This window comes from Streptomyces sulphureus DSM 40104 (assembly GCF_000381025.1).
GTDB lineage: Bacteria > Actinomycetota > Actinomycetes > Streptomycetales > Streptomycetaceae > Streptomyces > Streptomyces sulphureus.
The window spans coordinates 97669-110561 of the sequence record NZ_KB905819.1 but is presented as its reverse complement, the minus strand read 5'-3'; the positions used below and the strand labels follow the sequence as shown (position 1 = coordinate 110561).

10 protein-coding genes are annotated in these 12893 nt (G+C 72.2%); 3 read left to right on the top strand and 7 right to left on the bottom strand.

Annotation, left to right across the window (positions count from 1 at the left end; translation table 11 throughout):
• Positions 1–34: 34 nt before the first annotated feature.
• From F603_RS0119810 to pdhA, 5 genes are all read right to left on the bottom strand, one after another.
• A complete protein-coding gene (locus F603_RS0119810; RefSeq protein ID WP_019547717.1) occupies positions 35–1507 on the bottom strand; it encodes an MFS transporter in 1473 nt (490 codons plus the stop codon).
• Entirely contained in the window at positions 1507–2166 is a 660-nt protein-coding gene (locus F603_RS0119805) for a GntR family transcriptional regulator (protein WP_026328568.1), read from the bottom strand. The genes F603_RS0119810 and F603_RS0119805 overlap by 1 nt, the downstream gene beginning before the upstream one ends.
• Before the next feature lie 136 nt (positions 2167–2302).
• Positions 2303–3712, bottom strand: a complete 1410-nt coding sequence (locus F603_RS0119800; protein WP_026328567.1) for a dihydrolipoamide acetyltransferase family protein — start codon at positions 3710–3712, stop codon at positions 2303–2305.
• 20 nt (positions 3713–3732) lie between these two features.
• Entirely contained in the window at positions 3733–4731 is a 999-nt protein-coding gene (locus tag F603_RS0119795) for an alpha-ketoacid dehydrogenase subunit beta (protein WP_019547714.1), read from the bottom strand.
• On the bottom strand, positions 4731–6059 hold the full coding sequence (gene pdhA, locus F603_RS0119790) for a pyruvate dehydrogenase (acetyl-transferring) E1 component subunit alpha (RefSeq protein ID WP_019547713.1): 1329 nt from the start codon (positions 6057–6059) through the stop codon (positions 4731–4733). Before pdhA ends, F603_RS0119795 begins: the two co-directional genes overlap by 1 nt.
• A 394-nt stretch (positions 6060–6453) precedes the next feature.
• Between pdhA and F603_RS0119785 the strand changes: the two genes are divergently transcribed.
• Positions 6454–7119, top strand: coding sequence for a response regulator transcription factor (locus F603_RS0119785; RefSeq protein WP_026328566.1), 666 nt, complete (start codon positions 6454–6456; stop codon positions 7117–7119).
• Positions 7120–7124: 5 nt separating this feature from the next.
• Here the strand turns inward: F603_RS0119785 and F603_RS0119780 are convergent, their stop codons facing one another.
• Complete coding sequence (locus F603_RS0119780; RefSeq protein WP_019547711.1) at positions 7125–8327, bottom strand: phosphotransferase; 1203 nt, start codon at positions 8325–8327, stop codon at positions 7125–7127.
• Positions 8328–8471: 144 nt separating this feature from the next.
• Positions 8472–10046: a protein kinase domain-containing protein gene (locus F603_RS0119775; protein ID WP_019547710.1), complete on the bottom strand. Its 1575-nt coding sequence runs from the start codon at positions 10044–10046 to the stop codon at positions 8472–8474.
• 416 nt (positions 10047–10462) lie between these two features.
• On the opposite strand from F603_RS0119775, the gene F603_RS0119770 reads away from it, so the two are divergent.
• Together F603_RS0119770 and F603_RS0119765 are read left to right on the top strand one after the other, a co-directional pair.
• Positions 10463–12115: a protein kinase domain-containing protein gene (locus F603_RS0119770; protein WP_019547709.1), complete on the top strand. Its 1653-nt coding sequence runs from the start codon at positions 10463–10465 to the stop codon at positions 12113–12115.
• Positions 12116–12269: 154 nt separating this feature from the next.
• A complete protein-coding gene (locus F603_RS0119765) occupies positions 12270–12887 on the top strand; it encodes a TetR/AcrR family transcriptional regulator (protein ID WP_019547708.1) in 618 nt (205 codons plus the stop codon).
• The last annotated feature ends 6 nt before the right edge of the window (positions 12888–12893 follow it).

Below are 12893 nucleotides of genomic sequence, written 5' to 3'. Positions count from 1 at the left end.
CGGGAGGCCCGACGCGCCCCCTGCGCCCCGGTGTTCACGCCGGCACGTGCACCGCCTCGACCCGGCTCGCCGTCCGGTGCTCGTGCTCCCGGCGCAGCGTGCGCCGGCGGAGGCGGAGGATCTGCGAGACGCCGAGCGCCTGGAGGACGAAGACGCAGGAGAAGGCGATCCGGAAGTTGTCCCCCGTCAGGTCGAGGAGGACGCCGATGAGGAGCAGCGTCGTCATGGAGGCCGTGAAGCCGCCCATGTTGACGATGCCGGAGGCGGTGCCCTGCCGTTCCGGCGGATTGGCCGGACGGGAGAAGTCGAAGCCGACCATGGAGGCGGGCCCGCAGGCGCCGAGTGGAAGGCAGAGGACGACGAGCATCCACAGCGGCGTCTGCCCCGGCCAGTAGACGGCCGTCCCCCAGAGCGCCGCCGTGACACCGACGGTGCCGAAGACGAGCGGGAACCGCGCCGTGTGCCGCCGCGAAATCACCTGCCCGAAGACGAGCCCGACGCACATGTTGACGAGGACCACGATCGTCAGCAGCGTCCCCGCCGCCTCCCTCGAGAGCCCCTGCGCCTCGACGAGGAAGGGCAGCCCCCACAGCAGCAGGAAGACCATCCCTGGAAACTGCGTGGTGAAGTGGATCCACATCCCGATCCGCGACCCCGGCTCCCGCCAGGTGTCCGCGATCTGCCGCGCGACATAACGCCGGCCGCCGCGCGCCGACTTGGGGACCGGGGGCGGCTCGTGCCCGGGCGGGTGGTCCTTGAGGAAGAAGAGGACCAGGAGCAGGATCAGCACGCCCCCTGCCGCGCTCCCCGCGAACGTCGGCGTCCACCCGAACTGGTGCAGGATGCGCGCGAGGACCAGCGTCGTCACCAGGTTCCCCGCCATCCCGATGAGCGCCGCGATCTGCGAGACCACCGGGCCCCGCCGCGCGGGGAACCACCGGGCGCCGAGGCGCAGTACGCCGATGAACGTCATGGCGTCGCCGCAGCCGAGGAGGGCGCGGCAGCCGAGCGCCATGGCGTACGAGTCGGAGAAGGCGAAGCCGAACTGGCCCAGCGTGAAGAGGACCACGCCGAGGGTGAGGATGCGCTTGGTGCCCCAGCGGTCGACGAGCAGGCCGACCGGTATCTGCATCCCCGCGTACACGAGGAGTTGGAGGATGGAGAAGGTGGAGAGCGCGGAGGCGTTGATGCCGAAGCGGTCGGCGGCGTCGATCCCCGCGACGCCGAGGCTGGTGCGGTAGGTGACGGCGACGAAGTAGACGGCGACGCCGATGCCCCACACCGCGACGGCCTTGGCACCACCGGGCGGCTCGCCCGGCAGGCGCCCGGGGAAGGCGCCCGCGCTCCCGGAGCTCCCCGCGCTCCCCGACTTGCCGCCCGCGCCGCCGGGGCCCGGGGGGATGCCCGCGTCGCGCGGGCCCGAACTCCCGTCGTCGTCGGACGCGTTGGCGCCGTCCGGCACGCCCGTGCCCTGCGCCGCCCGCGGCCCCTTGCTCGCCTCGCTCATCAAGCTCCCCTCTTCCCGGCGCCGACGAGCTGCCGAACGCGGCTGATGTGCCGGTGTACCGCCTGCGCCGCGGCGTCGGCGTCGCCGTCCGTGAGCGCCTCGTAGATCTCCCGGTGCTCCGTGAGGTTCTTCGCTATCCGCTCGGGCTGCGCGTGCATCATGGCGACGCCCATGCGCAGTTGGCGGTCGCGGAGTTGGTCGTAGATGCGGACGAGGATGTCGTTCCCCGTGGCGCGGACGAGCTCGGCGTGGAAGCAGCGGTCGCTCACGGCGAAGGCGTGCAGGTCCCCCTCGTCCGCGCAGCGGCGCTGCTCGACGAGGTGCGTCTCCAGGTGCTCGGCGAGGGCGCCGGAGAGCGGGACCGAGGCGTGCACGGCGTGCTGCTCCACGAGAAGGCGGGTCTCGACGACGTCGGCGACCTCCTGCGCGGAGACGGGCAGGACGAGCGCGCCCTTCTTCGGATAGAGCTTGATCAGTCCCTCGGCCTCCAGCCGCAGCAGCCCCTCGCGCACGGGGGTGCGCGAGACGCCGATCTCCTCGGCGAGTTCGCCCTCGGTGAGGAGCACCCCTCCCTCGTAGCGCCGCTCCAGGACGGCCTGCTTCACGTGCGCGTAGACCCGCTCGGCCGCGGGTGGTTTCCGAAGGGTCGACGAAGGCATGCGCACATCATAGATACAACACGTATACCCGGGCTGCGCCGTCCGCGATGCGGACTTCCGGTGTTCGCACAGGGGTTGGCGCACGCACGCGGGGCCCGTACGCGGTGTGCGTACGGGCCCCGCGTGCAGTGGGCGCTCAGCTCCAGGTCATCAGGCGCTTCGGACGCTCCAGTACGGCGGCCGTGTCGGCGAGTACCCGGGAGCCGAGTTCGCCGTCGACGAGCCGGTGGTCGAAGGAGAGCGCGAGCGTGGTGACGTGGCGCGGCTTCACCTTGCCCTTGTGCACCCAGGGTTGTTCCTTGATCTGCCCGAAGGCGAGGATCGCGGACTCGCCGGGGTTGAGGATCGGCGTCCCCGTGTCCACACCGAAGACGCCGACGTTGGTGATCGTCACCGTGCCGTTCTGCATCGCCTCGGGCGTCGTCCTGCCCTCGCGTGCCGTGGTGACCAACTCCGCGATGGCGCCGCCGAGTTCGGGGAGCGTCTTGGCGTGCGCATCCTTGACGTTCGGGACGAGCAGCCCCCGTGGGGTGGCCGCGGCGATGCCCAGGTTGACGTAGTGCTTGCGGACGATCTCCTGCCGCTCCTCGTCCCAGCTCGCGTTGACCTCCGGGTGGCGGCGGATCGCGAGGAGGAACGCCTTGGCGACGAAGAGCAGCGGGTTGACGCGCACCCCCGCGAGGTCCGGGTCCTCCTTCAACTCCCGCACCAGCTTGACGGTGCGGGTGACGTCGACGGTGACGAACTCCGTCACGTGCGGCGCGCTGAAGGCGCTGCCGACCATCGCCTGCGCCGTCGCCTTGCGCACCCCCCGCACAGGGACGCGGGTCTCCCGCTCGCTCGCCTGCGGCGGCAGCGCCTCCTCGGGCGCCGCGGTGCGCGGCTGTTCCGGTACCGGTTGCGGCTCCGCCGCCGTGCGCCGGTTCTCGGCAGCGGCGTGCACGTCCTCGCGGGTGACGACGCCGTCGGGGCCCGTGGGGGCGATGGCGGCGAGGTCGACGCCGAGGTCCTTGGCGAGCTTGCGCACCGGGGGCTTCGCCAACGGACGCTCGGCTGCCGTCTGTTGCTGCGGCGGCGCCGGCTGCGGTTCGGGGGGCTGGGGCTCGGCGGCCGGCGCCTGGCCGTTCGCCTGCGGCTTGCGCGGGCGGCGCGTCGTCGCCGACTGCGAGACGCCGTACCCGACGAGCACCGGCTGCCGCTCGCCGCCCTCCCCCTCGGGCTCGGAAGCCGGTTCGGCAGCGGGCTCGGGGGCGGGCTCGGGCCCGGCCGACGGGTCGGTGTCCACGGTGATGATCGGCGTGCCGACGTCGACCGTGGCGCCCTCCTCGAACCGCACCTCCGCGACCTGTCCGTCGAACGGGATGGGGAGTTCGACCGCCGCCTTGGCGGTCTCCACCTCGCAGACGATCTGTCCGTCGGCGACGGTGTCGCCCGGCTGCACGTGCCAGCTCAGGATCTCCGCCTCGGTCAGCCCCTCACCCACGTCGGGCATCCTGAACTCGCGGATACGCGGGGAGGCTTCAGCAGCGGTCGAAGTAACGGTCATGATCGCGACTCTCCCGGTCCTCAGTACGCCAGCGCACGGTCGACGGCATCAAGCACCCGGTCGAGCCCCGGCAGGTACTCGTCCTCCAACCGGGCGGGCGGGTACGGCGCATGGAAGCCGCCGACCCGCAGCACGGGGGCCTCCAGATGGTAGAAGCACCGCTCGGTGAGGCGGGCGGCCACCTCGGCGCCTGAACCGAGGAAGACCGGTGCCTCGTGCACCGTCACCAGCCGGCGGGTCTTCTCCACCGACCGCTGCACGGTGTCGAAGTCGATCGGCGAGATCGACCGGAGGTCCACCACCTCGAGGGAGTTGCCCTCCTCCTCGGCCGCGGCCGCCGCCTCCAGGCAGACCTTCACCATCGGTCCGTACGCCGCGAGCGTGAGCGCCGTGCCCTCCTTCACAACCTTCGCCTGGTGCAGGGGCCCGGGGATGGCGGCCGGGTCGACCTCGCCCTTGTCCCAGTACCGCCGCTTCGGCTCGAAGAAGATCACCGGGTCGTCGCACTCGATCGCCTGGCGCAGCATCCAGTACGCGTCGGCCGAGTTGGAGGGCGACACGCACTTCAACCCGGCGACGTGCGCGAAGAGCACCTCGGGCGACTCGCTGTGGTGCTCGACGGCGCCGATGCCGCCCGCGTACGGGATGCGGATGACGACGGGGACCTTGACCTTGCCGAGCGCCCGCGCGTGCATCTTCGCGAGCTGCGTCACGATCTGGTCGTACGCGGGGAAGACGAAGCCGTCGAACTGGATCTCCACGACCGGGCGGTAGCCGCGCAGCGCCATCCCGATCGCCGTTCCGACGATGCCGGACTCGGCGAGCGGGGTGTCGATCACCCGCTCCTCGCCGAAGTCCTTCTGCAACCCGTCGGTGACACGGAAGACGCCGCCGAGCTTGCCGACGTCCTCGCCCATCACGAGGACCTTCGGGTCGGCCTCCATCGAGGCGCGGAGCGACTCGTTGATCGCCTTCGCGATCGGCAGCTTGCGCGCCGCCGGCGCGGTGGTGGCAGCCATCAGTGGCCTCCCTGCGTGGACCCGGCGGCCGGTGCGTCGGCGAACGAGGAGAGATAGCGCGCGAACTGGGCGCGCTCCTCGTCGACGAGGGCGTGCCCGTCGGCGTAGACATTCTCGAAGATGGCCATGGTGTCCGGGTCGGGCATGGTGCGGATCGCCTCGCGCACGTGCTTGCCCATCGCCTCGCTCTCCTCCTCGATGGCGGCGAAGTACGCTTCGTCGGCGCGGCCTTCGCGCTCCAGGTAGCCGCGGAGGCGCGCGATCGGGTCCTTCGCCTCCCAGGAGGCGTGCTCCTCGTCCGTGCGGTAGCGCGTGGGGTCGTCCGAGGTGGTGTGCGCGCCCATGCGGTAGGTGAACGCCTCGATCAGCATGGGCCCTTCGCCCGTGCGCGCCCGCTCGACCGCCGCCTTGGTGACGGCGAGGCAGGCGAGGACGTCGTTGCCGTCGACACGGACGCCGGGGAAGCCGAAGCCGTCGGCCCTGCGGTAGATCGGCACCCGCGTCTGCCGGTCGGTCGGTTCCGAGATCGCCCACTGGTTGTTCTGGCAGAAGAAGACGACCGGTGCGTTGTAGACGGAGGCGAAGGTGAACGCCTCCGCCACGTCGCCCTGGCTGGAGGCGCCGTCGCCGAAGTACGCGACCACGGCCGAGTCCGCGCCGTCCTTGGCGACGCCCATGGCGTAGCCGGTCGCATGGAGCACCTGGGAGCCGATGACGATCGTGTACAGGTGGAAGTTGTTGGTGTTCGGGTCCCAACCGCCGTTGTTGACACCGCGGAACATGCCGAGGAGGAGCGTCGGGTCGACGTCGCGGCACCAGGCGACGCCGTGCTCGCGGTAGGTGGGGAAGACGTAGTCGTCCGTGCGGAGCGCGCGCCCCGAGCCGATCTGCGCGGCCTCCTGGCCGAGGAGCGAGGCCCAGAGGCCGAGTTCGCCCTGCCGTTGGAGCGACGTGGCCTCGGCGTCGAAGCGGCAGGTGAGGACCATGTCGCGGTAGAGGCCGCGGAGTTCCTCGTCGGTGAGGTCGACGTCGTACGAAGGGTGGTGGACGCGTTCGCCCTCGGGGGTGAGCAACTGGACGAACTCGTCGCCGCCCGGCTGCGCCGCCGAAGCCTTCGCCGGCTTCCTCGACTTCGCGGGGGCCTTCTTGGCCGCGGGCTTCTTCTTGGCCGCGCCCTGCTTGTTGCTCGCGCCCTGCGCTGCGCGTCCCTTGCCGCCTCCCGGCGAAGCGCTGCGGGATGTGCTCGGCTCCCCGGAAGCAGCGGCGCGCTTGCCTCCGGTTCCGCTGCGGCGCGCCTCTTCGCGCGCGGCAGTGCTCTCCACGGTCACGTGTGCTCCTCTTCCTGTCCGGCCTCCGGGGTCACCGGACGCCTTGGGCTCCCCCGCCCGGTGGCGGGGGGAGGCTCGCCCGTTCCCGCGCGGCGCACGGGGGGTGGGGTGCGCGCAGACGGATTCGAGCGGTGACTGCTGTCCCGGTCGCGGCCCGTCGCCCCGGCTCCGGTCGGTGCACACCCCAGCCATGGCAATGACTCCATAGAGGCATGACACCTGACTGACCTGCAACTTTGCTCGGATATCCAACTATTCGCCGGAACCCGGCTCGGTCGCCGCAGAGCAGGGACTTCACTGGTCACGGCCTCGCAAGCCGCGGACACTCGCACGTTAACCCGGGCCGCCGAACGACGGAAGGGTGAGGAGCGGATCAGTATGTGAGACTGACTCCGTGCCCGAAACAGGACAAATCAGGGTGTTCCTCCTCGATGATCATGAGGTGGTCCGCCGCGGCCTCCGCGACATGCTCGTCGTCGAAGAGGACCTGGAGGTCGTGGGTGAAGCGGGCACGGCGGCCGAGGCGCTTGCGCGCATCCCGGTCGTAAGCCCCGACGTCGCCGTCCTCGACGTGCGCCTCCCGGACGGCAACGGCGTCGAGGTCTGCCGCGAGGTCCGGTCGCGGGACGCGCACGTCCGCTGCCTCATGCTCACCTCGTACTCGAACGACGAGGCGCTCTTCGACTCGGTCATGGCCGGCGCCTCGGGCTACGTCCTCAAGGAGATCCGCGGGACCGAACTCCTCACCGCGGTCCGCGACGTGGCGGCCGGCCGCTCCCTCCTCGCCCCGGAGGCGACCCACCGCGTCCTGAGGCGGCTGCGGGACGGCGATCGGCGCGCGCGGGGAGGCGCCCGTCCGGAAGCGCTCACCGAGCAGGAGCAGCGCATCCTCGACCTGATCGGCGAGGGGCTCACCAACCGGGCCATCGGCGAGCGGCTCCACCTCGCCGAGAAGACGGTCAAGAACTACGTCTCGTCGCTCCTCGCCAAGCTCGGCATGGAGCGCCGCTCCCAGGCCGCCGCCTGGGTCGCCCGGAGGCGCGCCGAGCGGGAGCGGTGAGCCGACTACCCGCCCTCCGCCGGGAGTTGGCCCGCGCCGCTCCCGCAGAACGCGGCCCCGACCTCCTCGTACCGGCTCGTCCACCAGACGACGAGCGCGGAAGCGGCGGGGAACTGCGGGTCGGCGCGCGGGTCGTGGAGCTCGTACCGCCAGCGGAGCATCCAGAAGTCGTTGAGCCGCTCCCACCACACCCGGTGCACCGCAGCGGCGAGCCCCGGCGCGGAGGCGCCGGACGCACGCCGGTACCCGTCCGCGTACGCCCGGACGCGAGGCAGGTCGAGGGTGCCGTCGGTGCGCAGGAAGAAGAGCAGCGCGCCGCGTACGGCCTCGTCGGGCGGGGGTTCGAGGCCGATCCGGTCCCAGTCGAGGATCGCCAGCGGGCCGGGTTCCTCGGTGCGCGGTGCGCCCGCGCGCGCCGCCCTCGCGCGGACGGGGAGCGGCGAACTCTCCGGCGGGTAGAGGAGGTTGAGCGGGTGGAAGTCGCCGTGCACCCAGCCCGCCTCGGCGGCGGCGTCCGCGGGGCGACAGGCCGCGTAGCGGCGCAGCAGGCGGCGGCGCTCCCGCAGGCGGTGCTCGGCGAGCTCGTCGAAGCCGTCCCGGGGCGCGCTGCGCCGGACGCGCGCGAGCAGCTCCGCGATGCGCGCCTCCGTCTCCTCCGGGTCCGCCGGCGCCGCGGGCGCGGGGGTGCCGGGGACGCAGGCACGGCGGCCCACGCCCCGGGCGCCCGCGCCGGTCGCCGGGTCGGGGAGCACCTCGGCGAGGCAGAGGTGGACCTGCCCGAGGAGGGCGCCGAGGCGGCGGCACTGCGCGGGCGAGAGGTCGGTGCCGAAGCGGTGGCGGCCTTCGAGCCACGGGTGGAGCGCGTAGCAGTGGTCGCCGAGCGCGAGGACGGTGCGGCCCTCGGCGTCGGCGCAGACCGGGACGACGGGCAGGCCGAGCGCGCCGAGCCGCGCTGCCGCGCGGTGGCGTTCCTCGATCGAGCCCGCGCGCTCCGCGACCGCGGCGCTGCGTGCGCGCGGGGGGCCGCCCGCGGCGAGGTGCTGCTTGAGGAAGTAGCGGCCGCCCGTGGTCTCCACGCGGTAGCCGCGGTTGAGGAGCCCGTGCGTCACGCGCTCGCAGTCGAGCGGCTCCCCCGCGCCGTACCGCCGCAGCAGCTCGGTGACGGTGTGCGGGGCGAGTTCGGGCTCAGTGGTCGGCACGCGCCGCATCGTAGGTCACACACGTCACACACGAGGCAACTCAGGGGCGCACAGATGGCGACCTGCGCCCCCGGTGGGAGCGGCGCGCACACAGCGGAGCCGGCCCTGCGGCAGGACCGGCTCCGGTTGCTGTCAAACGGCTTGCTTCAGCGGTCAGTTGCCGCCGGGCTGCTCGCCCCCCTCGGGGTTGTCCTCGCCGCCGCCCTCGTCGTCGCCGTCGGTCGGCGGGGGGTCGTCGGTCTCGGGCGGAGAGTTGCCACCGTCGCCGCCGCCGTCGTTCCCGCCGCCGTTGCCGCTGCTGGTCCCGGGGTTGGTCGTGGGCTCCGACGGCTCCTCGCTCGGCTGGGTGGGCTGCTCCGAAGGCCAGGTCTCGGTAGGGGGGTCGGGCGGGACGTAGGTGTCGTCCGGCGGGGGCTGCTCCTCCTCCGTCTCCGTGGGGGTCGGAGTCGGCTCCTTGCTGGTCTCCTTGTCCTTCGGCTCGGAGCTCGAAGGGCTCGGCTTCGGGTCCTTGGAGTCGTCGTCGCCGCTGGGCAGGAAGGCGAAGAAGAGCACGCCCGCGACGGCGATGACGGCGACGAACGCGAAGAGCGCGTACTTGACGCCGGAGCCGCGGCCCTTGCCGCCCGGGCGTGCGCCGCCCTCGAAGCCGCCGTCGTCGCGGTCGGGGCGGTCGAGGAGGGGGGCGCCCATCTGTGAGGTCTCGCCCTGCGCCGGGTGGGGTGCGGGGACGCCCATCGGCGGGGTCACCGAACTGTCGCCCGCGGGGCCCGTGTTCCAGACGCCGCCGGTGTGGCTGCCGTGCTCGTGGAGCATCTGGAGCGCGTACTGGGTGAGGGCGCGCATCTCCTCGGCCGTCTGGAACCGGTCGTCCGGCTCCTTGGCGAGGGCGCGCATCACCAGGCCGTCGAGCTCGGGCGGCACGGCGTCCGAGACCTCGGAGGGGAGCTGCGGGTCGTCCTGAACGTGCTGGTAGACGACGGAGAGCGGCGTCTCGCCTGTGAACGGCGGGCGCATCGTCAGGAGTTCGTAGAGGAGGCAGCCGGTGGCGTAGAGGTCGGAGCGGGTGTCGACCGTCTTGCCGAGCGCCTGCTCGGGGGAGAGGTACTGGGGGGTGCCCATCACCATGCCCGTCTGGGTCATGGTGCTGGAGGCGCCGTGCAGGGCCCGGGCGATGCCGAAGTCCATCACCTTCACGGCGCCCTGCTGCGTGATGATCACGTTCGCCGGCTTGATGTCCCGGTGGACGATGCCGTGCTGGTGGCTGTAGGCGAGCGCCTCCAGCACCCCGGAGACAATGATCAACGCCTGGTCCGCCGGCGGCGCCTCGGCGCTCAGCAGCAGGTCGCGGATGGTGCTGCCCTCGACCAGCTCCATCACGATGTACGGCGTGACGTTGCCGCCGATCGTCTCCTCGCCCGAGTCGTAGACGGCGACGACGGCGTGGTGGTTGAGCCCGGCGACGGACTGCGCCTCGCGCGTGAACCGCGCCTTGGAGACCGGGTCCTCCGCGAGGTCGGAGCGGAGCAGCTTCACCGCGACCGTGCGTCCCAGACGCAGGTCCTCGGCACCGAACACCTCGGCCATGCCGCCGCGCCCGAGCCGGCGGACCAGGCGGTAGCGGCCGTCGCCGACGAGGCCGTTGTTGCCCCAGAGCTCCGGCGAATCGGGCATGGAGCCGCTCGTCGCGTCGGAGTCCCCGGGGGGCCCGGCGCCCTGCGTCTGTGCCATCAGTCCTCGCCGTCGCTATCGGGTCAGCGGGGGCGGTACGCCGGGCGTCTCGCCTGCTCCGCTGCTGGTGCCGCCGCTGTCCTCAGCGCTCTCATCTGCACTCCCCGCGACTACGGAGGTTACAGCCAAGCAGGGGGGTGTGCGGACAGGTACGGAGCAGCCATCAAATCGGCTGCGGCACCCGACTGGCAAGTTCGCTGACGAGGAGGCTACGGGGCACACAACCCCTTCTACGCCGTGTGACGAAGGCCCCGTCACAGGCTGCGCATCCGGTTACGGAACGGGCAACGAACTTGACGTAGCGATGCCCTGGGGCAGACTTGGGCGCGTATCACGGTTACCGGATCACTCGGGCGTCCCCGGACACCCGACAGATACCTGCGCGGGGGCAGCGCCGCCGAGGGGGAAGCAGTCACATGAGCGACGACGGCGGACAGGGGGCCGGCCAGTACCTCGGCCGCAGCGTGGGCGGGGGAAGGTTCACCCTCCAGTCGCTGCTCGGCGCCGGCGGCATGGCCTCCGTCTACCTCGCGCACGACTCGGTCCTCGACCGCCAGGTCGCCGTGAAGACGCTCCACACGGAGCTCGGCAGGGAGCAGTCGTTCCGCGAGCGGTTCCGGCGGGAGGCGCAGTCCGTCGCGCGGCTCACCCACGCCAACATCGTCTCCGTCTTCGACTCGGGCGAGGACGAGATCGACGGCGCGATGGTCCCCTACATCGTCATGGAGTACGTCGAGGGCAAGCCCCTGCGCACGGTGCTCGACGAGGACATCAGGGAGCACGGCGCGATGCCGGCCGACAAGGCGCTGAAGATCACCGGCGACGTCCTCTCGGCGCTGGAGGTCAGCCACGAGATGGGCCTCGTCCATCGGGACATCAAGCCGGGGAACGTCATGATCACCCGGCGCGGTGTGGTCAAGGTCATGGACTTCGGTATCGCCCGCGCGATGCAGTCGGGCGTCACGTCGATGACGCAGACGGGCATGGTCGTCGGCACCCCGCAGTACCTCTCGCCCGAGCAGGCGCTCGGGCGCGGGGTGGACGCCCGCTCCGACCTCTACTCGGTCGGCATCATGCTCTTCGAACTGCTCACGGGCCGGCTCCCGTTCGACGCGGACTCGCCGCTGGCGATCGCGTACGCGCACGTCCAGGAGGAGCCGGTGGCGCCCTCCTCGATCAACCAGACGGTCCCGCCGGCGGCCGACGCGCTCGTCGCGCGCACCCTGCGGAAGAACCCCAACGAGCGCTTCCCCTCGGCCGAGTCGATGCACGAGGAGTGCGCGAGGGTCGGCGCGGGCACGGCGGGCGGCGCGGCCCCGCTCATCATCAGCGCGGGGCCGCCGGCCAACAGCGGCGCTGGCGTCGGGCAGTCCGTCTTCCCGCCGGTGAACGACGCGGGCACCCCGCCCCCTCCGCAGCAGTTCGGCAGCCCGCCCGGCTTCGGCCCGGCCGGGATGCAGCAGCCCGGATACCCGTCCCCTCCGTACGGGCAGCCCGGTGTCGGCACTCCGCCGCCGTACGCGATGCACCAGCCCGGGCCGCCGCCGAAGAAGAAAAAGCGGACCGGGCTCATCGTGGGGGCGACGGTGGGTGTGGTGGCGCTGATGCTCAGCGGCCTCGTCCTCGGCCTCCTCGACAGCACCGACGACGTGGGAGAACGGCCCGCGCCGCCGGCGAAGCCCGCAGAGCCGGGCGGCGGCTCGACCGGCTCGGGCGGCGGCGCCTCGAAGGACGCGGACGACTCGGGCGACAACGAACCGGCCGACCCCGACGAGAAGTTCAAGGGCCCGGACAAGTCGCGCACCATCGACGCGACCAAGTGCACGGACGCCACCGACAGCTACAGCGACGAGAACAAGGTCCTCATCCCCGACCTGACGATGAAGGACCTCTCCTCGGTGAAGTCCTGCCTCCGCAAGGCCGGTTGGAAGCTCGGCGAGGTCAGCACCGAGGACGAGAACGTCTGGGGCAAGGACACCGTCCTGGAGCAGAGCCCCGACCAGATCGAGGAGTTCGACCCCTCGAAGGACCGCATCGACCTCACCGTCTCCACGGGCCGTCCGGGCTGACGGGCCCGTGCCCGTCCGCACCGGCGGGTGTGCGTCCGGCGGGGACCGTGGTGGATACTGCAACCGAATGATCGGTCGGCCCGAGCCACGAGCCGAGCGACCCGCCCCGCGTGCGCTCCCGGCGTGCGCGCCCCGAAACAGGTGCCGAACGCGTATGAGTGAAGCCGAGCCCGCCCCAGCGCGGCGCGACACGTACACGGCGGACTCCCTCCTCACCGTCGCAGCCCGCGTCTTCAACGAGCGCGGGTACGACGGCACTTCGATGGAGCACCTCGCCAAGGCGGCCGGCATCTCCAAGTCGTCGATCTACCACCACGTCCGCGGCAAGGAGGACCTGCTGCGGCGTGCGATAAGCCGCGCCCTCGACGGGATCTTCGGCGTCCTGGAGGAGCCGGAGGCACGCGAGGGCCGCGCGATCGACCGGCTGGAGCACGTCACGAGGCGCACCGTCGAGGTACTCACCGTCGAACTCCCCTACGTCACACTGCTGTTGCGCGTACGGGGCAACACGGACACCGAGCGCTGGGCGATGTCCCGCCGCCGCGACTTCGACCAGCGCCTCGCCGACCTCCTCAAGGAGGCGGCGACCGAGGGCGACCTGCGCACCGACGTGGAGCCGAGGCTCGCGACCCGCCTCCTCTTCGGCATGATCAACTCGATCGTCGAGTGGTACCGCCCCGCACGCGGCGCGGGCGAGGCCGCGGAGGCGACGAGCGACGAGATCGCCGACGCGGTGGTGCGCATCGCGTTCGCCGGACTGCGCACCACCTGACGGCGC

Coding starts and splice junctions, on each gene's coding strand:
- F603_RS0119775 (WP_019547710.1), bottom strand. CDS start 10,046: ATGGCACAGACGCAGGGCGCCGGGCCCCCCGGGGACTCCGACGCGACG.
- F603_RS0119800 (WP_026328567.1), bottom strand. CDS start 3,712: ATGACCGTTACTTCGACCGCTGCTGAAGCCTCCCCGCGTATCCGCGAG.
- F603_RS0119770 (WP_019547709.1), top strand. CDS start 10,463: ATGAGCGACGACGGCGGACAGGGGGCCGGCCAGTACCTCGGCCGCAGC.
- F603_RS0119765 (WP_019547708.1), top strand. CDS start 12,270: ATGAGTGAAGCCGAGCCCGCCCCAGCGCGGCGCGACACGTACACGGCG.
- F603_RS0119780 (WP_019547711.1), bottom strand. CDS start 8,327: ATGCGGCGCGTGCCGACCACTGAGCCCGAACTCGCCCCGCACACCGTC.
- F603_RS0119810 (WP_019547717.1), bottom strand. CDS start 1,507: ATGAGCGAGGCGAGCAAGGGGCCGCGGGCGGCGCAGGGCACGGGCGTG.
- F603_RS0119805 (WP_026328568.1), bottom strand. CDS start 2,166: ATGCCTTCGTCGACCCTTCGGAAACCACCCGCGGCCGAGCGGGTCTAC.
- F603_RS0119795 (WP_019547714.1), bottom strand. CDS start 4,731: ATGGCTGCCACCACCGCGCCGGCGGCGCGCAAGCTGCCGATCGCGAAG.